This window comes from Athalassotoga saccharophila (assembly GCF_009936215.1).
In the GTDB taxonomy this organism is placed as follows: Bacteria; Thermotogota; Thermotogae; order Mesoaciditogales; family Mesoaciditogaceae; genus Athalassotoga; species Athalassotoga saccharophila.
This window is the reverse complement of record NZ_AP019551.1, coordinates 1,393,132-1,416,090: the sequence shown is the minus strand read 5'-3', so window position 1 is coordinate 1,416,090 and position 22,959 is coordinate 1,393,132. Positions and strand designations below refer to the sequence as shown.

Genomic DNA, 22,959 nt, shown 5'->3' with positions numbered 1-22,959 from the left:
TAATGGCTGTGGAGAGAAGGCAACTACATTAAGAGGACTTTGTAGGGGAAACAATTGCTGCACACAGAGGTGGGAAACGATTGGAAACGAAACTTGCAAGGATAGCACAGATTGCGAAAGAAAGGCCGAAGGAGAGATTCACAAGTTTAGCGCATCTCATAAATGAGGAAATGTTGCTTGAATGCCACAACGAACTGAAGGCAAATAAAGCGGCCGGTGTTGACGAGGTTACCAAAGCGGAATACGAAGAAAACCTTCAAGAAAACATTAAAAGGCTACACGAATCACTGAAGGATATGACCTACATTCCGCAGCCAGTCAGACGGGTGTACATTCCCAAGCCCGGTAAATCTGAATTAAGACCTCTCGGGATACCAGCATGCGAAGATAAGATAGTAAAACTGGCAATAAGCAAGATACTCAGAAATCTGATAGCCATTGATATAAGTCCCTTTGTCGTGTCATATGAGGCTGTAATGACTGCCGGAAAAAGCCCGGATTCGGGAGTATAAGATTATTTGTGTAAACCTCCATTTTGAGTAAAATAAACTCAAAGGAGGAGAATCATGGAAAAGAAAAGACTAATGTCCAAAGATGAGATCAGAAAGTTTATCAAAGACAATGATATCAAAGATATTGCAGGTATCGAAGAATCTCTAAAAAGGATGTTTTCATCGGTTATTGAAGAAATGCTTGAGGCTGAATTAGAGGACCAACTTGGATATACCAAATACGATTACAAGTCTAAGATGACGGATAATTCAAGAAATGGCAAATCGAAGAAAACGGTTATGTCGAAATACGGTGAAACTGAAATAGAAGTTCCACGAGACAGGAATTCCGATTTTGAACCTCAGGTTGTTAAGAAACGCCAAAGAGATATTTCTGGTATAGAAGACAGGATAATATCCATGTATGCTAATGGGATGACATTCTCCGAAATTGGGAATCAGATAGAGGATATTTACGGAGCGGAACTTTCAAATGAAACCTTATCGAGGATAACGGATAAGATAATACCGCTCATGGAAGAATGGAGAAACAGGCGGCTTGAAGAAGTATACGCCATAGTTTATCTTGACGGGATAAGGTATAATGTGCGGGAAAATGAACAGGTAATAAACAAGACGGTTTATTTTGCGGTAGGAATAGATTTAGGTGGACAAAAAGATGTTTTAGGTATGTGGATAGCAGAAACAGAAACATCCAAGTATTGGGCCAAGGTTTTAAGTGATTTACGAAATCGTGGTGTTAAAGACATTCTCATAATGACAACAGATGGACTTAGTGGGATGAAAGAAGCGGTTGAAGCGATTTATCCTGAAACTGAATTGCAGGGATGCGTCGTTCATGTCATAAGGAATGGAATGAAATACGTTTCGTACAAGGATTTAAAAGAGTTCTCCAAGGATACGAAGAGTATATATCAAGCGCCGACAGAAGAATCGGCACGAAAGGGATTAAACGCTTTGAAAGAAAAGTGGTCTGAGAAATATCCTTTAGCTGTGAATGTATGGGAAAAGAGTTTTGACAGGATATCCACGATGTATCAATTTACTCCTGAGATAAGGAAACTCATCTATACTACAAATCCGATAGAAAGTTTTAACATGCAATTGAGGAGGAAAACAAAGAACAGAGATGTTTTACCTAACGATACGGCTATATTCAAATTGCTTTATTTGGCAGTAGTTGAGATAAAGAAAAAATGGGTGATGAAGGTAAAAGACTGGAATCAAATTTTACAGCAATTAAAGGTACATTTTGGGGAAAGAGTGTCTAAATACTTATGAATACTGACAAAAATGGAGTTTACACAAAACTATTGACAGACCCCCGGATTCTCTTTTGACATTCGTTGTCCCCGGATTTCCATCACCCAGAGTACGAATGTCCACACCTCTTAAAATCTTCGGTAATAGCCAGGTAGAATCGCACCTAACAGATAGCCCAGAAAAATCCCTATGACTTCCATAAATCCTCTCCAGATTCAAGCCGCCTTAATTTCTCAATTGCCCTTTTTTCTATCTGTCTGACCCTTTCTCTCGTAATTCCCAATTCTTGACCTATCTCGGCAAGAGTCCATCTCTTCCCATAAAGTCCATACCTCATCCTTACTATCCCACATTTCGCACATCTTTGATCAGAAATAATATTTTTCATATTCAACTCCCAAAAGTCTTATCACTTTGATCTGCAAATCTTTTAAATTCGCTATCTGTGTGGTTGTTTGCCCATCTGTAACCACATTTACAACGGTTATGTTCATGAAGTTCTGACATATCCACCTGAATGTCGGCCTGTTTGTCGGCTTTTTCAACTGATTCGGAAATGTTTGCCCTGTCTCTTTCAATGTGCGCCTTATTTCCCATTCCGAAAGCGAGTACACCAATAACGTCAATACCATTATCATCACAAGTGCCTGAATCCGTCCGGGCTTTTTCAGATACACATCGCTTACTCCGAAACTTTTGTCTTTCAAAAACCTGAATCCTCTTTCGACCGTTGTCTGGTTTTTGTAATATTCGAGCACTTTTTCATCTTCAAGTTCAATGTCGTTCGTTGAAAGTATGAATCTTCCGAGTTTTGCTTTGGCCTTTTCAACCGCTTCTTCATTCAGACCTATCTCAGCATCTATTTCATACATTTCTATCGTCGGATCCCCATCTTTAGGCCTTCCTCTTTTCCCGTCAGTTCTGACTCTTACGCTCTTTATCTCAAACTTGTCGTATTTGAAAAGAGGATGAGCTTCCATCCATTGTCTGGACTTGTTTATTCCGTCTTCAGAACAAAAATACCGTTCTTTCGTCACAGTCTTTTTCAATGACTTTTCCGCTTCTGTCTTGCTTTTTTTCAAATGCCTGTCAAATGTTTTCAGTTCCTGTTCTTTAAGATATTTCGAATTCACCATTATCCATTTTTGTTTTATCCCGCCGTAATTGCTTATTTCGGAATACACTTCATATCCTTCAATTTTGGTCGGACGAAATTCAACTTCTTTATTTAGCATTTCTTCAGCCTCTTTTATCGTAGACGGCACATGGCTTATCCAGTATGTTGTTCTGAGTTCGCTAATGTTTTCCGCAGTGTAGAAAGCACTGTCTGCCACATGATAGACTTTCTTGTCTTTGTCAATGTTCTTCCTGATTGCTTTGACCATTTCTTTGATCGACTCTTTATCCGATTCGTTCCCGTTGTATGTTTTGGCAAACATCGGCATTCCATGCTGATTTACAACCATCCCTATCACGAATTGTTTCAAATCCTGTCTGTGATCTTTCGAATGACCGAAGGTGATCTTAAAACCATTCGTCCCGTCTTCCATCTCGTAATTGCCGCTTACACTCACGCTTGTGGTATCGGTGTGAACGAGGTGAACATCCATTTCAAGTTTGTTCAAAGCGTGCGCCGCTATCTCTTGAAATAATTCCGTTGGACCGTAATCATAAATCTTGTCAAGCACTCTGCCGAGAGCGTCATCGTTAAGATCTTCCGGTTTAGTTCCTTCGCCTAAAAGTTTCTCAACATCCCAGTTCTCAAAATAACTCCCTGCAAAGTACAATCTCCTGTCAACAAAACCAAGCCCGAGTATGATCATCGCTTTTATTATCGCAGACGTTGAAAGATTGAAGTTCCGGACTTTCGGTATTCTCTTTTCAATGACCTCTCCCATTTCAAATTTATCAAATGTCCCAGCCACAAGTCCATGGTGATCAAGTTGCTTTGTAGTGATTTCCATTTTTCTACCTCCGCTGTCTTTTTCAAATAGATCATAGCAGCAGAAAGGCATAAATCAATGGACTCTATCCGAAACGGTAAATAGTGGTATAATCTTTGTGATGTGCGTCAAGGTTACAGCAAATGCTTCTTTGGCTATTACTGACTCTAATCATTTCCCACTTTCAATTTTAAAACATGAGTTTCAAATAAATCCAAAAAACTGTTTTTTATCTGCGGAAAGTGGGTTACTATCATCGCATCTCTCGGATTAAGATCCGATTTATCTTGAGGATCTTCTCAAATGTGTGAATTGGTATCCTTATCGCTCTGTTGACACTCTTCCAGTCAAACTTATCTACGGCCTTCATGAGACCTATGTTTCCCTCCTGGATGAGATCATCGAGTGGGAGACCCAAGCCTGTGTAATGGCGGGCAATGCTTACGACAAGTCTGAGATTCGAAATGATAAGTTGTTCTTTTGATCATTTATCGCCAGAGGATTCTGCTTAGATATTAAAATAACACCATTCCTCTGTCAAGGTAAATAACTCAATTTCGTCGTTAATTCTAAGTCATGATTACGGAAATACCATAGTTGCGTCTGAAAGCAAAATCATCAGCGCCAGACAAATTTTACCAGAAATAAATTTGTTAGAAAATCAGCACAAAATAAAAGCCACCTTACCGGTGGCAAATATTTCTATTCTAACATTTGTTCAATACGCTGTTTAATAAAGTTCATCTAACTTGTCTGCATTTTTATGTTTAGCGTATTTTAGTCAATATCACAAACTCTATTTTAAGTCCCGTTCCGGTAAATTTATTTTGAAACATTCACAGTTACAATGTTTTGTGTCATTTGAGAATAACTGCCAAGTTCAAGTTTAGCCTCAACATAAACAGTTGTCGTGTCGTTATCATTTTTAACGATTTTCCAAATCCTGCATGGAATATTTCCGCTAACTGTGTAAGATGAGGCATTCGGCATAACAAATTTAAGTCCTTTTATAACTAACCCATCGTAGACTGTTGGCAAGTGATTCGTTATTATTGCCGTTACACTTCCGAATGCTCCCGTATTCAAAGGATAGTATTTGACATCAAAATACCCTGGAAGAAATACCTGAGTATATACTTGTTTTCCGTAGACTGTGACAAGCACAAAATGGTAAAAGCCACCATTATCCGGTGTTTGATAAAGTGGTGCTCCTGCTCCACCCGTGATGATGTACGTTATTCCGTCAAAATCTGCTTTCCAGTAAAGATGTTCGTGACCTTCAAATACTATCTTTATGTTGTGATACTTTTCATTGTACGAATTGAATAGTTCTTCAACCTTTTGAGCCATGACCTTGTCTGCCCATGCTGTATCTGTTGGATCACCGTATTCGTGAAGTGGTTTGTGCATGAAGATAAAAATATTGTCGGCGGAAGTCGCGGACTCAAGATCTTTTACAAGCCAATCGTATTGGGCTTGTGTGAAATCCCCATTCGGAGAATTTACATTGGTATCGAGTACTATAAAATGACTCGTATCATAATTGAATGAGTAGTAAAGAGGTCTATGTAGGAGCAATTCATAATCTGTTTGACCATTTTCTCCTGCCACATCGTGATTGCCAACAGTTGTATAAAATGGCATATCAAAAATCTTTGTGACATTCAAAAAATCTATGTATTGCTCCCATGTCTGCTCAGAGTTGGCATCGTATCCATGAACAAGATCACCCGTATCAACGACGAAAGACGGATGTATCCATTCGGTATCTTGAACTATTTGTCTGAATATGGCAGGTTGAGGTTCTTCATTGTTATAGGGCCTGTTATCTCCAAAAACAATGAATCTAAATGTTTCTGTTCCAAAGATAAAAATAGCAAAAGAGATAAGAAAGATCAGTGAAATAAAAAATACCCTCTTATCCATTTTGATTCATCTCATTTTCCGGAAAGCCATGATAAAATATTCAAAGTAAGTTGTGCGTTATCGTATCCTTTCGTCGTCCAGTCATAGTTTGAATATATCGCAGTTCCAAAACCAACAAGCCTCCCTTTCCCTATGATCTGTGCTGCTCCAACTGGAAATGGTGGCTGCCAGTAAGAGTAAGTTTGAGAATTTGTATCTGCCTGCTTTGCCATCGGAGAAGTTTGGGCAATCACGTAAGCCTCTCCATTCTGAAGTGGGTTATTTCCAGGAGCTGCCAGTGAACATCCACTGTAAAATTTAATGACACTTATTCCATTTGTAATATTAAATGGAGTTTGAGGAAAATCACTAATTTTGACTTCCCATACATCCCCATAGTTAGAGGAACTGTCTTCGACTTCATCGGGATTAAATACAAAAGCGGCATTTAACGCCCCAAGCAATTTGTTCAGAACGTCGAAATGACCTTCTTGTTTATAATTTGATTCGGCAGTTAGAAATAATCCACCACCGTCTTGCACAAAGTTAACTATCGCGTTTATCTCCGAATCAGACAGTGATTTTGGATTTGCAAGCAAGAGTATCTTTCCTTGACTTAAAAGTTGAGGCGTAATTTCAGATGTTGAAAATATAACGTTATAGCCGGAAGATTCGAGTGTTTTAACCATATCCGTTAATTTCGTTTGAGCGTACTGGTTTGAATGTCCTTCATCGATTATAACATTGACAGTTGAAAAAGCCATCATCCCGAGAACAAGCACGGCAATAAGAATCAAATAAAACTTTTTCATAAAAGATCCCTCCTCTTTTGAAATAGGAAATTATTATATCACCCTTCCAAATTAGAATAAAAATGGTGTGCATGTATCGTGGAAAAAGAATTAACCTGTAAAATAGATGCACGTCAAAGACCCAAATTGATTAAGAAATTTATAGATAAGAAAAGATATATCGAGATATCACTTATAATCATTTGAATGAATGAATTTTTTATCTCCTATCTTTTGAAAACAACGTTGTTAACTGTCAATTCCCTCTAATTTAACTTGACACTTCTTTTTCAATTAAGAAAACAGTATAATATATTCAATAATATGTAAACACATAGAAATGCTAACAATCAATTTTGATTAAATATCGAGCCAGTCTTTATCATCTCTGAAGGGAGGAATTGATATGAGGTATTTTAAACTATCTTTCATTTTCTCGATTCTATCTATTGCCTTGATTTTGTCGAGTTGCATGAATGTATCCCAATTGAATGTGCCGTCCAACCCAGTCCCGTACAACGGTGAAACCGGAGTGTCGCTTAATCCAACTTTTAATTTTACAGATGTAGGACCTGCAGGAGACAAAATACTTTACGATGTGTATTTTGGAACATCTCCAACGTCTTTATCAAAGTTAGAGAATCAAATCTCGACTACATCTTTCTTCCTATCCTTTACTCTAAAGGCCGGCACAACATACTACTGGCAAATAGTTGCCCATGATGAAACAACTGGATTAATTGTTACAGGTCCGATATGGTCTTTCACGACAAAGAGTGTGCAGCCACCAAATACACCATCTAATCCCAATCCTTACAACGGTCAAACCGGTGTTTCATTAAGCCCGACACTGTCATGGTCTGGAGGGGGTACAAGCGGAGATGTAATAGAGTATACGATTTTCTTTGGCACATCTCCGATGCCATCGTCTATTCTAACTGACGGTATACAGAACACGTATTATACCGTGACGAATCTGAATCCAAACACGACTTATTACTGGCAAATAGATGCTTACGATTACACGACAGGGTTATACGTGATAGGGCCCGTTTGGTCCTTTACAACTGGAAATTAACCTTATCTGTGTGATTATCGCCGATGCCGGAAGAGTTATGTCCGTGAATTCAGTCGAAGTCCTATGTATATTGGAAAAGATGTCGTAGGTACGTATGATTGTGTTACAGCAGTTACCGTGTTAGATGTCGCGTGTGGGGAAGATATGTTATAAGAAGAGAGAAGGCCATGAGTATACCTCCAAAGATTAAATTGACGCTGAGTTTTTCCGAAAGTATCAAAAAGGCTAAAAAGGAGGCTATCCATGGTTTGATGAAAAATGCCATCGATCCAAGGCTTGATCCCACTTTCGATATTCCTTTAAAGAAGAGAAGGTATGCCACTCCAGTCGTTACAACTCCTATGTACGCAAGATAAGGTAAACTTTTGAGTTCAATGTGGACGGGCACTTTAAAAATCAACATTTCTAAGAGGACGACTGGAAGCGCTATAACAAAGATCATGAAATTGAATGTTGCACTTGATGAATGTTGAACGACTGTCCTTCCGAAAACAGTCAAAAGCGCAAAGAGTACACATGAAAGGACCATCAAAAGCGCATAGATGTCTCCTTTAAAATCGGAAGAGTAGGACGTTATTATAACGCCCAAAAACCCAAGAATCATTCCTATGTATACACGTATTGAGAACTTTTCTTTGAAGAACAACTTTGAAAATAAAAGCACGAAGATCGGATTTGAACTGAAGATTATCGCCATCTCATTTGCCTGAGAATTTGCCACCGCTAAGTGATAAAGACTCATTCCTATTCCGGCAGATATTACTCCAAGCCATAAAAGATTTACCCAGTCTTTAGAATTGAGAGATTTCAAATATGAGAATTTCACAAATGGTAAAAGGGTAAGAATAGCGAAGATCAACCTAAAAAGCCATAGGTTAAGTGGGTCAACGTAATTTCCTATGAATTTTGAGACAACCTCTATCGAGGAAAAAAGCGCTATGGCAGCATAGACATAGAAGTATCCCATTTATTTATTAGCAATCAAGATCTTTCCTGATTTTTTCGTATTCTTCCTGAGTAATTTCACCTGAGGCGTATCTCCTTTTTAGTATTTCGCACGGCGCATCTTTATCTTTAAGATCAAAATATCTTATTGTGAAGATTCCTCCGTATCTTAAAAAGATGTAGAGTACTAAAAAAAACAGCGCGATGCCAATTATGTCCCAAATAAGAGCCCCTATCCCATATCCCCACCAGAATGGCCAGAAAAATACCATTTTATCACCCTCTGAAATGATTAGTTATCGGAAGCCTTCTGTCTCTTCCGAAAGCCCTAAAGGTTATTTTAACCCCGGGTGGCGACTGCCTTCTTTTGTACTCGCTTGTATCGACAAGTTTTATGGTCTTTTTGACCATTTCGGGATCGAAGCCCATCCCGACTATTTCTTCAAATGAAAGGTCTTTTTCGACGTAAAGTTCGAGTATTGAATCCAATAGTTCATAAGGTGGTAATGTATCCTGATCTACCTGGTTTGGTTTCAATTCGGCCGAAGGAGGTTTTACAAAAACGTTGTGAGGTATTATTTCTTTCTTTTTGATCTCGTTGAACCATTTGCACACCCTGTAGACCATCGTTTTGTACAGATCTTTTATTGGATCGAATCCTCCCGCCATGTCTCCGTAAAGTGTGGCATATCCGGTGCTCATTTCCGATTTGTTTCCCGTGGTGAGCACAAGATAACCGAATTTATTTGAAATCGCCATAAGGTAATTGCCCCTTATTCTTGCCTGTAAATTTTCCTCTGTTATGTTTGGCTGTGTGCCTTCGAATACTTTCTCAAGGGCCTTTATGTAAGAGTTGTAAACGTCCGTTATTCCTATTTGAAAGGTCTTTATTCCCAGATTTTGTGCCAGTAATCTCGCGTCTTCGATGCTCGATGCAGACGAATACATGGAAGGCATCATAACACCTATTACATTTTCGCTCCCAATCGCCTCGCTCGCTATGACTGCCACAAGTGAGGAATCTATCCCGCCGCTTAATCCTATGAGTACCCTTTTGAACCCATTTTTTGTAACATAATCTCTTGTCCCAAGCACAAGCGCTTTGAATATTTCTTCCTCAAGGCAAAGAGATGGAGAGATGTATTTTTCCATCTTCTCTCTCGGATTTTCTTTCAATTTCGCACTGATGGTATCGACTTCCACAACTTTTTTTGTTCTTTCACGTCTTCTTGGATCGTGCAAATTCATGTTCACTATATTTGGTATATCGACATCGGCGATCAGGATCTCTTCTTCAAAGTCTTTTGCCCTTGCAATTAAGGTCCCATTTTCATCGACTACAAAACTGTGTCCATCGAAGACAAGTTCATCCTGTCCGCCAACGATATTTGCATACACAATGGCCGTATGAAGATCTGAAGCACGAGTCTGGATCATTTTCTCTCTTGCGGATCCTTTCATTATGTTGTAAGGAGACGAGGATATGTTAACAAGCACCATCGCACCGTTGTCAACCTCATCAACTATCGGGCCATCAGGTACCCATATATCCTCGCAGATACTTATTCCAACCTTCACGTTGTCCACTTCGACGACCATTGGCTTAATTCCCGACGAGAAGTACCTTTTCTCATCAAACACTCCGTAATTTGGCAAAAGCATCTTGTGATATATCCCTATCAACTCACCATTTTGTATTATTGCAGCCGCATTATATATATCATCCTTAAGATCTACAAATCCTACGACTATTATCTCATCTTTTCCTTGCGAAAAATTCACTATTTCCTTGAGACCATCTATGTTCTTTTGCAAAAAAGCCATTCTAAAGAGCAGATCTTCTGGTGGATATCCGGTAATGGCGAGTTCGGGAAAAATTATGAAATCTGGATCGTACTTTCTTGCTTGTTCTATCGAAGATTTTATCTTCTCTACATTTTCATCTATACCGCCTACGACGAAATTCTTTTGTGCTATGGCAAATCTTAACGCTTTCAAATTTTTACACCTTCTATTTCGTTGAGCATTTCAAATACGCTCTTTTTCAATTTTGGATGAATATAATCTGGCGCTATCTCGGCAAGCGGCCTCAAAACGAATTCTCTGTTTTGAAGATCAGGATGAGGTATTATGAGATCGACAAAATTTATTATTCTATGATCGTAGAACAGTATGTCTATATCTATCGTTCTCGGCCCCCATTTTACATTTCTTACCCTTCCAAGAATCTTTTCAATGTCTAAAAGTGTGTCCATAAGTTCCATAGGAGCATACGATGTTTTTATTAGAGCGGCGCAATTTATGAATTTAGGCTGATCTTTTAGGCCGTACGGTTCTGTCTCGTACATGGTGGATATCCTCAAAAATTCCATCTTTTTCTTTTTCATCTCTTCTATGGCGCGCAAGATGTTATCTTTCCTATCTCCCAAATTTGAACCAAAGGCTACGTACACAAAATGTTCCATAACTACACCCCCATAATGGCATCGACCATTTTCATGGCCTTTACATGTGAAAATACATCATGAACTCTTATTATGTTTGCACCTTTCATTGCCGCTATGGTATTAAGGGCAATTGTTGGTTCTAATCTTTCGCTGACATCCATGGGCATAATCTTACTTATCATCGATTTTCTCGATATGCCTATCAGAATAGGCTTCCCGAGTTTTTTGAAAGTATCGATATGACCTATCAATTTGAGGTTATCTTCGAGCCTTTTACCGAATCCTATCCCCGGATCTATCACGATCTGCGATTCTTTTATGCCGGCCTTTATGGCTTTTTCAATCATCCTCTCGAATTCCTCGTACACTTCTTTTAACACGTCTTCGTAAAATGGATTTTCTTGCATGTTTTTGGGAGTGCCTTTTATGTGCATCATGACAACCGGCACATCAAAGTTAGCGCACACCTCTGCCATTCGATCGTCGAATTTAAGACCGCTTATATCGTTGACCATATTTGCTCCAGCCTTAAGACCAACAATGGCAGTTTCAGATCTGTAAGTGTCTACAGAAATGGGGATATCGCTTATTCTTCTTATTGCCCTGACGGCAAGATCTATTCTTCGGGCCTCTTCCTGAGGATCCACAGGATCTGATCCGGGCCTTGTCGATTCCGCACCAACATCTATTATGTCCACACCTTCATTTATCATTCCAAGGGCTTTTCTTTCTACATCTTCGATCTTAACCCTGCTTGGAGGGTAAAATGAGTCTTCGGTCAGATTGAGAATCCCCATGATGTAGACTCTTGAAAAGTCAAATTCTTTTGATCCTATTTTCATACTTTACCGTCCAGCACTTTCTTAACAAGTTCTCCGACGGCTTTCGGATCTGCCTTTCCCTTTGTTTCTTTCATAACGTTACCGACAAAAAATCCAACTACTGAAGTCTTACCTTTTCTGTATTGATCGACAACTGCAGGATTTCCCTCTATCACTTTTTTTATGATTGGAATGAGGGATTCTTCATCGGAGACCTGGATAAGATTTCTTTCCTTTATTATATCGGCTGGGTTTCTGCCGCTTTTGTAAACTTCTGACATTACCTCTTTGGCAGACAATCTCGATATTTTCGAAGAATTCGTGTAATCTATCAAGATCTTCAAAGCATCGACGGAAACTTTTCCCGGGTCGAATTCGGCCGAGTCTGCATTAAAAAGGCTAAGTAAATCATTGACGATCCAGTTTGCGCCATCTTTAGGATCTACACCGGCTGATATTGTACTTTCAAAATAATTAGCGAGATCACGATCTTTCGATATTATTTTAGCGTTGTAGTCGGATATTCCAAATGTTTTTACATATCTTTCGGCCTTCTGATCCGGCAATTCGGGGAGAGTCTTTTTTACTTGTTCTATGAGGTCTTTCGAGACCTCGAGAATGGGAAGATCCGGCTCTGGAAAGTACCGGTAATCATTTTCTTCCTCTTTCGATCTCAAAGAAACCGTTGTCCTTGTCACAAAGTCCCACCCACGTGTTTCATGCTTTACGTCTTTCCCTTCTTTCAGAGATTTTGAGATGCGATCTATTTCGTATTCTAAAGCGTACTGGACATACCTGAATGAATTTATGTTTTTTACCTCTACTCTTGAACTCGATCTTCCATTGTCATCGATGACTGAAACATTCGCATCGCAGCGTAGGGCTCCTTCTTCCATATTTCCACTGCACACATCTATCGTTCTGAGAATATCTCTTAACTTTTCCATGAATTCTTTTGCCTCGAGAGGTTCTTCCATGTCTGGTTCTGTGACTATTTCTATAAGGGGAACACCACATCTGTTGAAGTCTATCAAACTTTCTTTGGACTCGGTTATATTCTCAGTTGAATGGATCATCTTTCCGGCATCTTCTTCTATGTGGATCCTTCTTATTCTTACTTTTTTACCACTGTCAAGATTTATATACCCTTCCGTTGCTATCGGATGAAAGTACTGGGTTATTTGATAACCCTTTGGAAGATCGGGATAGAAATAATTCTTTCTGTCAAAAGAAGACCTCTGATGAATTTCACAGTTAAGTGCAAGTCCACTCTTTATGGCAAATTCGACTACCTTTTCATTCAACACGGGCAGCGCGCCGGGTTGACCGGTACATACCGGACATATATTTGTGTTCGGTTTTGCGTTAACGTCTATTTTGCATGCACAAAAAGCCTTTGTCTCTGTGAGTAACTGGGCGTGTATTTCGAGTCCTATAACGGATTTCATATCTTCACCCCTGACTTACCTTTTCGTAATTTCTGGCGATCCTCAACATTTTATCGTCTTCGAATCTTTTGCACATTATCTGAAGACCAACGGGCATACCTCCTATCTTTCCCATCGGAAGACTTATTGCCGGTAATCCTGCAAGGTTGGCAGGAATCGTGTATATGTCCTGAAGATAATATTCGAGAGGCGATGAAAGTTGACCTATTTTGAAAGCAACATTAGGTGTCGTAGGTCCTATTATCGCATCGTAAGAGTCGAAGACCTTATTCATTTCGTTTACTATCTTTGCCCTTGTCCTTTGTGCCTTGTCGAAATACGCATCGTAATATGTGGCCGAAAGCGTAAAGGTACCTATCATTATTCTCCGCTTTACTTCCCTTCCAAAGCCTTCATCCTTTGTTCTCATGTATACCTCGTCTATAGACTTACCATCGACGCTGAGACCGTATCTTATTCCATCGTACCTTGCGAGATTCGAAGAGGCCTCGGCCGGCGCTATTATGTAATAAACGGCTACCGAATATTTCAAAGAAGGTATAGAAACTTCTTCAACTTTAACGTCCATCTTTTTGAATCGATCGATTACCCCCTCGAATATCCTCTTAACGTCTGAGTTCAAATCTTTTACAAACTCTTTTGGTACGGCGAATTTGAAATTTTTTATCGGATTTTCTATATCCTTCAAAAGTGATAAGTGCTTTTCGACCGTCGTTGAATCTTTTGGGTCCATTCCAAAAAGGATTTCTCCTATTAGGGCCGCATCCCTTACATTTTGCGTTATAGGACCTATTTGATCGAGAGAAGATGCAAAGGCGACAAGCCCGTATCTCGATACAAGTCCGTAGGTAGGCTTGTACCCGACCAGACCGCAAAATGAAGCGGGCTGTCTTATCGATCCGCCGGTATCCGATCCGAGCGCGAATGGTACCATTCCGCTTGCAACTGCCGCGGCAGAACCACCGCTTGATCCTCCGGGCACTCTTTCGAGATCAAGTGGATTTTTGGTTGTGAAGAAGGCAGAGTATTCGGTCGATGCTCCCATGGCGAATTCATCCATATTGGTCTTCGCGACGAGAGTCGCACCGTTATCGAGCACCTTTTGAACGGCCGTGGCCGTGTAAGGAGAAACATAATTTTCAAGGATTTTAGAAGCACAGGTAGTCTTTGTTCCAATTACTTCCATATTGTCTTTAACGGCAAATGGAATACCTTTAAGTATACCATCCTTTCCATTCACAACAGGGGTAGAAATGCATGCCTTTATCTTTGGATCGATCTTTTTTATCTTATCTATCGCATTTTCAACGCTTTCATCGCATGATAACGTATGGTTCTTTATCTTCTCTATTAATTCTTCAACTCCAGGATTTGTCGTATCATTTTCCTCCCTTCTCGAAATCTACGTCAATTATATCACTACACTTCATCGAAAATGAATTGGCAGAATGTCTTGATCGGTGAACACAAAGTAAAGTGAAAAATTTGAATTTTGTTTGGTATATTTATGTGATAAAATAAAGATGTGTCTGTCCAAAGCCCTGAGATGGAGACGGAAAATTAACGGGGCTTTTTTCATTTTTGGGAGGGTAAAATGGATGAAATCGTCGTGGTTGATTACGGATCGCAGTACACGCAGTTGCTTGCAAGGCGCGTAAGAGAAATCGGAGTTTTCTCGAAAGTTGTGGGGCCCGATTACGATTTTACCGGTAAGGAATCGGGAGTCATTCTTTCGGGCGGACCTGAGAGTGTTTACGAAAAACGATACGATCTTCCTCAATTGATAGGGAAGGTGCCGGTCCTTGGGATATGCTATGGAATGCATCTGCTTGCCGAAAATTTTGGCGGACGTGTGGCAAAAGGTGCGCAGGGTGAATACGGCCTTACGAAGGTGAAATTATTTCAATCAGCGCTTTTTGAAGGGATTCCATCAGAGAGTATAACATGGATGAGCCATGGAGACATTGTCGAGGCACTTCCTCCTAACTTTTTAAAGACGGCAATAAGCGAGACAGGAATAACGGCAGGATTTGAATATGAAAATGGTAAAATTTACGCTATACAATTTCATCCAGAAGTCGTTCATACCTCTTATGGACGCGAGATAATAAAGAATTTCGTTTTTGGAATATGCAAGGCAAAACCCGAATGGACGATGAACAATTTCATCGATTCAGAAATATCCCGGATAAAAAGTACTGTAAAGGATCAAAGAATTATAGGTGCGATTTCTGGAGGAGTCGATTCAACCGTTGCGGCTCTTCTGACACACAGAGCCGTTGGAGATAATCTGATTCCGATATTCGTTGATCACGGATTACTCAGAAAGATGGACATGCATGTCCCTCAAAATCTTTCCACTCTCGGAATAAATGTGAAGTACGTCAACGCCTCTGAACTCTTTTTTGAAAGGTTAAAAGGTATCTTTGATCCAGAGGAAAAAAGAAAGATAATAGGAAATACTTTCATAGAGGTTTTCGAAAGGGAAGCGAGATCGAGCGGGGCTACGTTTTTGTTGCAGGGGACGATATATCCGGATGTTATAGAATCTGCCGCATCTTCACAAAGAAGTGCGAAGATAAAAAGCCATCACAACGTTGGAGGACTTCCCGAGAAGATGAATTTAAAGATTTTGGAACCTCTAAGGACTCTTTTCAAAGATGAAGTCAGAGAAGTTGGAAGATTGATGGGGCTTTCCGATACCTTTGTATCCCGGCATCCTTTCCCGGGACCGGGCCTTGGAGTTAGAATTCTTGGCGAGATAACAAGGGAAAAGGTCGAGATTTTAAGAGAAGCAGATGATATATTTGTAAATGTACTTATGAAAACGGGCGAATATTCAAGGATATGGCAGGCCTTCTCCGTTCTTTTGCCGGTCAGATCTGTTGGGGTAAAGGGAGATGCGCGATCTTACGGATATGTCCTTGCCCTTCGTGCCGTCGATAGCGTTGATGGGATGACGGCCTCATGGCATCAAATACCATTTGAGATTTTAAGGATTGCTTCATCAGAAATAACCTCTAAAATTCCACAAATCGGTCGTGTTGTCTACGATATTACCGACAAACCTCCTTCGACTATCGAATGGGAGTGAGAAGATGATAGAAAGGTATACTCCATCGTGTATGAAAGATCTCTGGTCTGAGGAGAGAAAGTTCGAAAGATGGCTTGAGGTCGAAATAGCCGTTATGGAATCTTACGAAGAGATAGGAGTCATTCCCAAGGGATACTCACAGTTGGCCAGAAAGCATTCAAGGATAGATGTAGAAGAGATAAACCAGATCGAATCAAATGTCAATCATGATGTTATTGCCTTTATAAAATCTGTCACCTCGACTATGGGAGATGAGGCAAGATACTTTCATTACGGTCTGACATCCTCCGACGTTGTTGATACAGCCTTTTCGATCGCCGCCGTTAGAGCAATGGATCTGATACTTTCGAAGATGGAAGAGTTAATGAGTTCAACTTTGACACTTGCAAAAAATTACAAATACACGCCCATCATAGGAAGAACCCATGGAGTCCACGCAGAACCGACGACATTCGGTCTTAAGGTATTGAACTGGTATTACGGGCTTGAGAGAAGTAAAGAAAGGCTTGAAAGAGAGAAAGAAAATGTATCGATCGGAAAGATATCGGGCGCCGTTGGAAATTACGCAAATGTGCCGGTTGAAATTGAAGAGATGGTATGCAAAAAACTCAAACTAAAACCTGCAAAAATATCCACGCAAATCCTTCCGAGAGATCTTCATGCCGGATACATCTCATCTATAGCGATAGTTGGCGGAGAATTGGAAAGAATATCGACGGAAATCAGGAACCTTCAAAGAACGGAGATACGCGAAGTTCAGGAGCCATTTTCTTCTACCCAAAGAGGTTCGAGCGCGATGCCTCACAAGAAAAATCCCGTAAAGGATGAAAGAATTTCCGGTCTTTCAAGGGTTTTGAGAGGATACGCCATTTCTGCAATGGAAGATATAGCGCTATGGCACGAAAGAGATATCTCACATTCATCTGTTGAGCGTATTATCTTTCCCGATACGACTTCAACGCTTTATTTCATGATAGATGAACTGAATAAAATCATAAATGGACTTAAAATTGAGGAAAAGAAAATGAAGGAGAATATATACATGACCGGAGGCCTTGTCTTCTCTGAGAAGGTGCTTTTAAAACTTGTAAATAGCGGCTTAAGCCGCGAAGAGGCCTATAGAATTGTCCAAAATGCTTCGATGAAGGTATGGGACGGAGAGGAAAGGAGTCTGAAAGAGGCTATGAAAAAATACACGGATATAGACTTAGAGGACGCTTTTTCTTTAGATCCATACCTTAAAAATGTCGATAAAATCTTTGAAAGATTTGAAAGGAGTTAAAGATGAATTCTGCCATAGTAGGACTTCAATGGGGAGACGAAGGAAAGGGTAAGGTTGTACAGAAATTCTCAAGATCGCATGAATGGATCGTAAGATTTTCGGGAGGTCCAAATGCAGGCCATACGGTTTATCACAACGGAAAGAAGGTAGTTCATCATCTTGTCCCGACTGGAACAGACAAAAATAAACTTTTCATAGGACGTGGAACACTTGTCAATTTCGATATACTAAACGATGAGATTGCCAAACTCTCAGAAATTTATCCAGACATCAAAGAAAGGCTTTTCATATCCGAATGGTGTAGGGTCATAACTCCGGTTGAAAGATGGCAGGACGCCGAAATCGAAAAGTTAAAGGGCGCAAAATCTGTCGGGACAACTGGGATGGGAATAGGACCTACCATTTCGAATGACGCAAATAGGATTGCTTTGCACGTTTTTGACCTTTTCGACGAAAGAATTTTCAGAGAAAAAGCAAAACTTCTAAAGAAATTTTGTGGATATCAAAAGGACTTTGAGGACGATCTTTTAAAATCATTCAATAAGGTGAGAGAAAGAGTTGAAGATCCAAAGATAAGTGGGGATATCCTATTCGAAGGGACGCAGGGAATCATGTTAGATCCTATGTACGGCACTTATCCTTACGTTACCTCGACGCCAACGATTCCATCTTATCTTTCTTACGGATCCGGAATTAAGGCTGGATATGAAGTTTTCGGCGTCTTTAAAGCCTACGTGACAAGGGTAGGTGCCGGTCCTTTCCCGACCGAATTGAATGACGATACTGGAGATGCCATAAGAAAAAGTGGAGGAGAATTCGGATCGACTACCGGCAGACCGAGAAGGTGTGGATGGATCGATCTTCCCCAGTTGAAATATGCCATAGAGATCTCCAACACAGATCATCTTGTCATGACCAAGGCAGACGTGCTAAATGGTTTCGATAAGATCGGTGTGTGCGTTGGATACGATAGACCTTTTTGCGTGCACGATCTCGAAGACGTAAATGCAGAGATAGAATACATAAAAGGCTGGAAAAACTTAGAAAGTTCTGAATTCGGAGATTTTGTCTCTTTGATAGAGAAATACATTCAAAAGCGTATTGATTACATTTCATTCGGACCTTCAGAAGAAGAGATAAAAGTACGCTGATATGTCAAAGATAATAGGCATAACTGGCGGCATCGCAACAGGAAAGAGTATAATCTCTGGATATTTGAGAAGTCTTGGTTATCCGGTAATAAACGCAGATCTTATAGGTCATGAAGTGCTTGAAAGAGAGGACGTTAAGCGCGAGATAAATGAGAGAATAGGAAATGTAGAATCAGATGGAAAGATAGACAGGAAAAAACTCGGATCCATAGTTTTTTCAAATTGGGACAAACTCAAAATTTTGAATGAAATAACCCATCCGAGGATAATAGATGCCATTCTCAACGAAGTAAGGGGTCTTTCTGCGATGAATGAAGAAATTTTTGTGGAAGCGGCAGTGCTTTTTGAGATGGGCCTTGATAGATACACGAATTTCATAATAGTTACAGATTGTCCAGATGATTTGAGAATCAAAAGGATCATGGAAAGAGACAAGTTAAGTTATGATGCGGCCGTTATGAGAATTAAATCCCAGATGCCGAGAGAGGAATATATAAAAAGGGCAGATTTTGTGATAGACACGTCAGGAGATGTTCAGGACACACTTGAGAAGGTCTTTGAAATGTTGAAGAGAAAACCGTGGTGTGATAAAATATAAGGCTTAGGAAGCCTTACATCAAAAAAGGAGGGATCACAAATGAGGAAGGTTCTTGTCGTGATGCTGGCCATTTCCATTTTGATGACCGGCATGATCTTTTCGAAGACGGTCGTTACCTTCTGGGAGTCTATGGGTGGAGACCTTGGAAAGACACTTTCACAAATCGTAGATACCTTTAACTCCCAGCATGCAAATATCGAGGTAAAGGCAATATACGTTGGAAGTTATGCAACTTTACAGCAAAAATTACTTGCAAGTGCGGTCGGTGGTGGACTTCCGACGATGAGTCAGGTTTATTCCAACTGGACTGCCGCTTTGATGAAATCCAACGTTATCCAGCCGATGCAAACCTTCATAGATAACCCGCAAATTGGACTTTCTCAGAGCCAGTTGAATGATATATGGGAACCGTTCTTAAAGGCCAACACGTGGAATGGAAAGATTTACACCCTGCCTTTTAACAAATCGATATACATAATGTATGTAAATCAGGATGCTCTGGCTCTTGCCGGGGTAAGTATTCCAAAAACCGTTCCCGAACTCATAAAGGACCTTCCATTACTGACCATAAAGGATTCGTCCGGAAAGGTTATCCAGTATGCTCTCGGCCTAAGAACTACAGTAGATACTTTTGAGGTTTTCTTAAGACAAAATGGAGCCGATTTCATAAATTCGGATTACACAAAAGCCACTCTGGATACCCCAGTTGCACTTGAGACCCTTCAAACGCTCGTTGACATGATAAAAACCGGAGATGTCCTTGCCCAAGGCGGATACTTGGATGGTCCATTTGGAAATGGTCAAATAGCAATGTACATAGACACATCCGCAGGACTTTCTTACACGGCAAACAGTGTCGGAGGTAAATTCTCATGGACAATAGCACCGGTTCCGGCATGGAAGACACAGGCCCCACCATTTGCAGGAACTGACCTTGCGATCTTCAACACAGCGAGTCCGGCAGAACAAGAGGCCGCATGGGAATTCGTCAAGTTCCTTTTAAGCCCTCAGATTCAGGCATTCTGGGCAATAAAGACTGGTTATCTTCCAGTTACCAAGAGCGCGGTAGAGACCCAGGCGTGGAAAGATTATGCGGCATCGAACCCGATGGCTAACATACTCGTATCTCAGATTCCTTACGGTTCATCTGATCCTGGAATTGCCGCTTGGAGCCAGATAAGAAATGATGTTGGTACTCTTGTTTCCGATGCGATGTTCTTCAAGAAAACGCCTCAGGAAGCCCTTCAACTTGCCCAGCAGGAGGTTACAAAGGATCTGCAAAGTCAGTAATAAAAAAGCCCCGAAAGGGGCTTTTCTTATCTTTTTGCCAGAGATTTTCTTCTTCTTTCAAGCCATCCTATGAGAATAGGACTTGCTATGTATATTGAGGAGTATGTCCCGGTTATGACTCCAAAACTCATTCCAAATGAAAAGGGTCTTAAGACAGAACCGGCAAAGAGAAAAAGTGTGAATACAACTATAAAGGTCGTCAAAGACGTGTTTATAGTTCTTGAAAGAGTTTCATTTATTGAGACGTTAACTATTTCATCTATTGGATGACCGTGCATTTTTTTGAGATTCTCTCTTATCCTTGAGTAAACGACGACCGTATCGTTGAGGGAGTAACCGAGCAATGTAAGCAGTGCGGCGATTGCGGTGCTATCGAAGGTTATCCAGAACATCGAAAAAAGTCCGGCCGTGATTATCAAATCATGGGCAAGAGAGGCAAGCGCACCGATACCAAAAACAAAACGATATCTTATGGCTATGTATATGAGTAAGAGGATAACAACGATAATCGATGCCCATATCGCTGACTGTCTCAAACCCGCTGCGGCGTAACCGCTAACTGTTTCGAAAGATTCGAAGTTGACTGTCAAGCCATGAGATTTTGCGACATTTTGAACATCGGCATTTAATTTCGCCCTCGCGCTTGCATTGTAAAATTGCTTTACGGTCAGATCGAACAAAGATTTCTGTGTAGTCGTTCCTTTCGATGTCATCGACATAAGTTTAACTATACTTGCATTTGTAAATGCCGGATCGGCCTTTGAAAAGATATCTCTGACTTCCGAAACGGACAGATCCGGTTTGTTGAAGGAAGCCGTTATCATTGTACCGCCAGCGAAATCAACCCCAAAGTTGAATCCCTTGACAAGTATAAAGACTATTGAAAGTGCTATTGCGGCCAAAGATATGCCAATGAAGATGTATCTCGGCCCGACGAAATTTATCATCTTCCTCATCTTTGATTACCTCCCTTTTTGTCCTTGTTAGAATTTAGACCCTTTGCAGAATCAGGCTGAACAGATTGAGCCTGTCCGGCATTTGAGGCTGGGAGGTACTTATTCTTGATATGCGGAGCAAGAAAATCCATCAAGACTCTCGAGAAGACAAGGGATGTAAAGATCGTCCCGATTATACCTACTGTCAAAGTTACCGCAAATCCCTTTATCGATCCTGTCCCTAAGTAATAAAGCACGAAGGCAACTATCAATGTTGTGATATTTGCATCGAGTATAACGGCCGTCGATCTTGAAAAGCCTGCGGTTATAGCGGCTTTTGAAGTCTTTCCAGTTCTCATCTCTTCCTTTATTCTTTCAAAGATTATAACGTTACCATCCACCGTTGTACCTATAGTAAGGATGATACCAGCCATACCGGGAAGGGTGAGAATCCCATGGGTGAGGGCGAGCATTCCAAGAACAAAGAACGCGTTGTAGACAAGGGCAAGGTCTGCCACCATTCCCATCAAAGGTCCGTAATAGGCAAGCATGTAGGCAAGAACTATTGCCATTCCTATCAATCCGACGATTATGCTTGTACGTACAACATCGGCTCCAAGGGTCGGTCCAATCGTTTGCTCTTCGGTTAGATTCAAAGTCACAGGCAAATTACCGCTACGTATAAGGGCCGCAAGTTCCTGTGCCTGCTGGTATGTGAAATTCCCCGTTATCTGTGCGCGACCTCCTTGAATCGCTTGCTGGACTATTGGAGCACTTAAGACATAATTGTCGAGAACTATGGCCAGCGGTTTACCAACGAGGGCCTGGGTTATCTGGTAGAAATCTTGAGCACCTTTTGCGTTGAAGGAAAGATCTATTTCCCATCCTCCACTTGACGTGTTCATCGCGGCCGAAGCGTTGGAGACTTCACTACCATTTAATTGAAGCGTTCCTGCTCCAACTTGGATATTTCTATTCACAAGGTACCATGTATTTGGTGGAACGCTCGGATCTTTGGACAGAAGCCACTCGGCACCGGCATACTGAAGTCCTATCTTTGGAGCGGGTTTTACTGTAGATTGAACGGTGTCGAGGACTTGGGCAAAGTACAATTCTCCTCTTTGACCGATTAAACTTTCGGCTTGCTGTGGATTATCTATTCCCGGAATCTCAACTCTTATTCCATTATTCCCAATCGTCGAAACATTTGCCTCTGTGTAATTCGCATCGTCAAGCCTTCTTCTTAAAATGGTTACAACCTGATTTGCGGTATCGGGAGTAACGTTGCCGGAAAAGGTGTATTCAAGCAAAGATCCACCTTTTATGTCCAGACCGAGAGGTATATTGGCAAACAATCCCGTGTTAGAGGGATTCATTGGATAGAAAAGAAAAAACAAGGCAACGAATAAAACAATTAGAACAACCGCTACTCTTATCGTGTTATACCTCATCACGA

The 22,959-nt window shown here is 40.6% G+C and carries 22 protein-coding genes and 1 pseudogene; 8 read left to right on the top strand and 15 right to left on the bottom strand.

Annotation, left to right across the window (positions count from 1 at the left end; genetic code table 11):
- Window positions 1-80: 80 nt before the first annotated feature.
- Window positions 81-512 (top strand): reverse transcriptase family protein, encoded by a 432-nt coding sequence (locus tag ATHSA_RS07120; protein WP_174755549.1) that lies wholly within the window; start codon window positions 81-83, stop codon window positions 510-512.
- 54 nt (window positions 513-566) lie between these two features.
- A complete protein-coding gene (locus ATHSA_RS07115; protein ID WP_232060069.1) occupies window positions 567-1,793 on the top strand; it encodes an IS256 family transposase in 1,227 nt (408 codons plus the stop codon).
- On the opposite strand, the gene ATHSA_RS10300 is transcribed toward ATHSA_RS07115, so the two are convergent.
- From ATHSA_RS10300 to ATHSA_RS07085, 6 genes and pseudogenes are all read right to left on the bottom strand, one after another.
- Window positions 1,788-1,994, bottom strand: coding sequence for a glycerol-3-phosphate acyltransferase (locus tag ATHSA_RS10300; protein WP_408626194.1), 207 nt, complete (start codon window positions 1,992-1,994; stop codon window positions 1,788-1,790). The genes ATHSA_RS07115 and ATHSA_RS10300 overlap by 6 nt on opposite strands.
- Window positions 1,963-2,163: a sigma factor-like helix-turn-helix DNA-binding protein gene (locus ATHSA_RS07105; protein WP_161848416.1), complete on the bottom strand. Its 201-nt coding sequence runs from the start codon at window positions 2,161-2,163 to the stop codon at window positions 1,963-1,965. The genes ATHSA_RS10300 and ATHSA_RS07105 overlap by 32 nt, the downstream gene beginning before the upstream one ends.
- Window positions 2,144-3,790, bottom strand: coding sequence for an IS1634 family transposase (locus tag ATHSA_RS07100; protein WP_232060051.1), 1,647 nt, complete (start codon window positions 3,788-3,790; stop codon window positions 2,144-2,146). Before ATHSA_RS07100 ends, ATHSA_RS07105 begins: the two co-directional genes overlap by 20 nt.
- Before the next feature lie 274 nt (window positions 3,791-4,064).
- Window positions 4,065-4,202 (bottom strand): annotated as a pseudogene (locus tag ATHSA_RS10295) (sigma-70 family RNA polymerase sigma factor); the annotation flags it as partial.
- A gap of 338 nt (window positions 4,203-4,540) precedes the next feature.
- On the bottom strand, window positions 4,541-5,644 hold the full coding sequence (locus tag ATHSA_RS07090) for a metallophosphoesterase family protein (RefSeq protein ID WP_161848415.1): 1,104 nt from the start codon (window positions 5,642-5,644) through the stop codon (window positions 4,541-4,543).
- An 11-nt stretch (window positions 5,645-5,655) separates the two neighbouring features.
- Window positions 5,656-6,435: a DUF4350 domain-containing protein gene (locus tag ATHSA_RS07085; protein ID WP_161848414.1), complete on the bottom strand. Its 780-nt coding sequence runs from the start codon at window positions 6,433-6,435 to the stop codon at window positions 5,656-5,658.
- Window positions 6,436-6,820: 385 nt separating this feature from the next.
- On the opposite strand from ATHSA_RS07085, the gene ATHSA_RS07080 reads away from it, so the two are divergent.
- Window positions 6,821-7,492: a fibronectin type III domain-containing protein gene (locus tag ATHSA_RS07080; RefSeq protein WP_161848413.1), complete on the top strand. Its 672-nt coding sequence runs from the start codon at window positions 6,821-6,823 to the stop codon at window positions 7,490-7,492.
- A gap of 112 nt (window positions 7,493-7,604) precedes the next feature.
- Here ATHSA_RS07080 and ATHSA_RS07075 read toward each other — a convergent pair whose 3' ends face one another.
- Genes ATHSA_RS07075 through gatA form a run of 7 tightly spaced genes read right to left on the bottom strand, consistent with a single transcriptional unit; the run spans window position 7,605 to window position 14,555 of the window.
- Entirely contained in the window at window positions 7,605-8,459 is an 855-nt protein-coding gene (locus ATHSA_RS07075; protein WP_161848412.1) for a DMT family transporter, read from the bottom strand.
- Window positions 8,460-8,466: 7 nt separating this feature from the next.
- Complete coding sequence (locus tag ATHSA_RS07070) at window positions 8,467-8,709, bottom strand: SHOCT domain-containing protein (protein WP_161848411.1); 243 nt, start codon at window positions 8,707-8,709, stop codon at window positions 8,467-8,469.
- Window positions 8,710-8,713: 4 nt separating this feature from the next.
- A complete protein-coding gene (locus ATHSA_RS07065; protein WP_161848410.1) occupies window positions 8,714-10,435 on the bottom strand; it encodes an NAD+ synthase in 1,722 nt (573 codons plus the stop codon).
- Complete coding sequence (gene folK, locus ATHSA_RS07060; protein WP_161848409.1) at window positions 10,432-10,902, bottom strand: 2-amino-4-hydroxy-6-hydroxymethyldihydropteridine diphosphokinase; 471 nt, start codon at window positions 10,900-10,902, stop codon at window positions 10,432-10,434. Before folK ends, ATHSA_RS07065 begins: the two co-directional genes overlap by 4 nt.
- Window positions 10,903-10,904: 2 nt before the next feature.
- Window positions 10,905-11,726 (bottom strand): dihydropteroate synthase, encoded by an 822-nt coding sequence (gene folP / locus ATHSA_RS07055; protein WP_161848408.1) that lies wholly within the window; start codon window positions 11,724-11,726, stop codon window positions 10,905-10,907.
- Complete coding sequence (gene gatB, locus ATHSA_RS07050; protein ID WP_161848407.1) at window positions 11,723-13,153, bottom strand: Asp-tRNA(Asn)/Glu-tRNA(Gln) amidotransferase subunit GatB; 1,431 nt, start codon at window positions 13,151-13,153, stop codon at window positions 11,723-11,725. Before gatB ends, folP begins: the two co-directional genes overlap by 4 nt.
- Before the next feature lie 4 nt (window positions 13,154-13,157).
- On the bottom strand, window positions 13,158-14,555 hold the full coding sequence (gene gatA / locus ATHSA_RS07045) for an Asp-tRNA(Asn)/Glu-tRNA(Gln) amidotransferase subunit GatA (protein WP_197739249.1): 1,398 nt from the start codon (window positions 14,553-14,555) through the stop codon (window positions 13,158-13,160).
- Window positions 14,556-14,747: 192 nt separating this feature from the next.
- Between gatA and guaA the strand changes: the two genes are divergently transcribed.
- From guaA to ATHSA_RS07020, 5 genes are read left to right on the top strand one after another with little or no spacing between them, the layout of a single operon-like run.
- Window positions 14,748-16,247 carry a glutamine-hydrolyzing GMP synthase gene (guaA, locus tag ATHSA_RS07040; RefSeq protein ID WP_161848406.1) on the top strand — a complete coding sequence of 500 codons (1,500 nt, stop codon included), beginning with the start codon at window positions 14,748-14,750 and terminating at the stop codon, window positions 16,245-16,247.
- A 4-nt stretch (window positions 16,248-16,251) separates the two neighbouring features.
- The gene (gene purB / locus ATHSA_RS07035; RefSeq protein WP_161848405.1) at window positions 16,252-17,529 is read left to right on the top strand and encodes an adenylosuccinate lyase; all 1,278 of its coding nucleotides are present in this window, start codon (window positions 16,252-16,254) and stop codon (window positions 17,527-17,529) included.
- Window positions 17,530-17,531: 2 nt separating this feature from the next.
- Complete coding sequence (locus ATHSA_RS07030; RefSeq protein WP_161848404.1) at window positions 17,532-18,680, top strand: adenylosuccinate synthetase; 1,149 nt, start codon at window positions 17,532-17,534, stop codon at window positions 18,678-18,680.
- Between the two features lies 1 nt (window position 18,681).
- Window positions 18,682-19,278 (top strand): dephospho-CoA kinase, encoded by a 597-nt coding sequence (coaE, locus tag ATHSA_RS07025; protein ID WP_161848403.1) that lies wholly within the window; start codon window positions 18,682-18,684, stop codon window positions 19,276-19,278.
- Between the two features lie 39 nt (window positions 19,279-19,317).
- Window positions 19,318-20,568 carry an ABC transporter substrate-binding protein gene (locus ATHSA_RS07020; RefSeq protein ID WP_161848402.1) on the top strand — a complete coding sequence of 417 codons (1,251 nt, stop codon included), beginning with the start codon at window positions 19,318-19,320 and terminating at the stop codon, window positions 20,566-20,568.
- A 26-nt stretch (window positions 20,569-20,594) separates the two neighbouring features.
- On the opposite strand, the gene secF is transcribed toward ATHSA_RS07020, so the two are convergent.
- Window positions 20,595-21,524 carry a protein translocase subunit SecF gene (gene secF, locus ATHSA_RS07015; protein WP_161848401.1) on the bottom strand — a complete coding sequence of 310 codons (930 nt, stop codon included), beginning with the start codon at window positions 21,522-21,524 and terminating at the stop codon, window positions 20,595-20,597.
- Window positions 21,521-22,954 (bottom strand): protein translocase subunit SecD, encoded by a 1,434-nt coding sequence (gene secD / locus ATHSA_RS07010; protein ID WP_161848972.1) that lies wholly within the window; start codon window positions 22,952-22,954, stop codon window positions 21,521-21,523. The genes secF and secD overlap by 4 nt, the downstream gene beginning before the upstream one ends.
- Window positions 22,955-22,959: the final 5 nt, after the last annotated feature.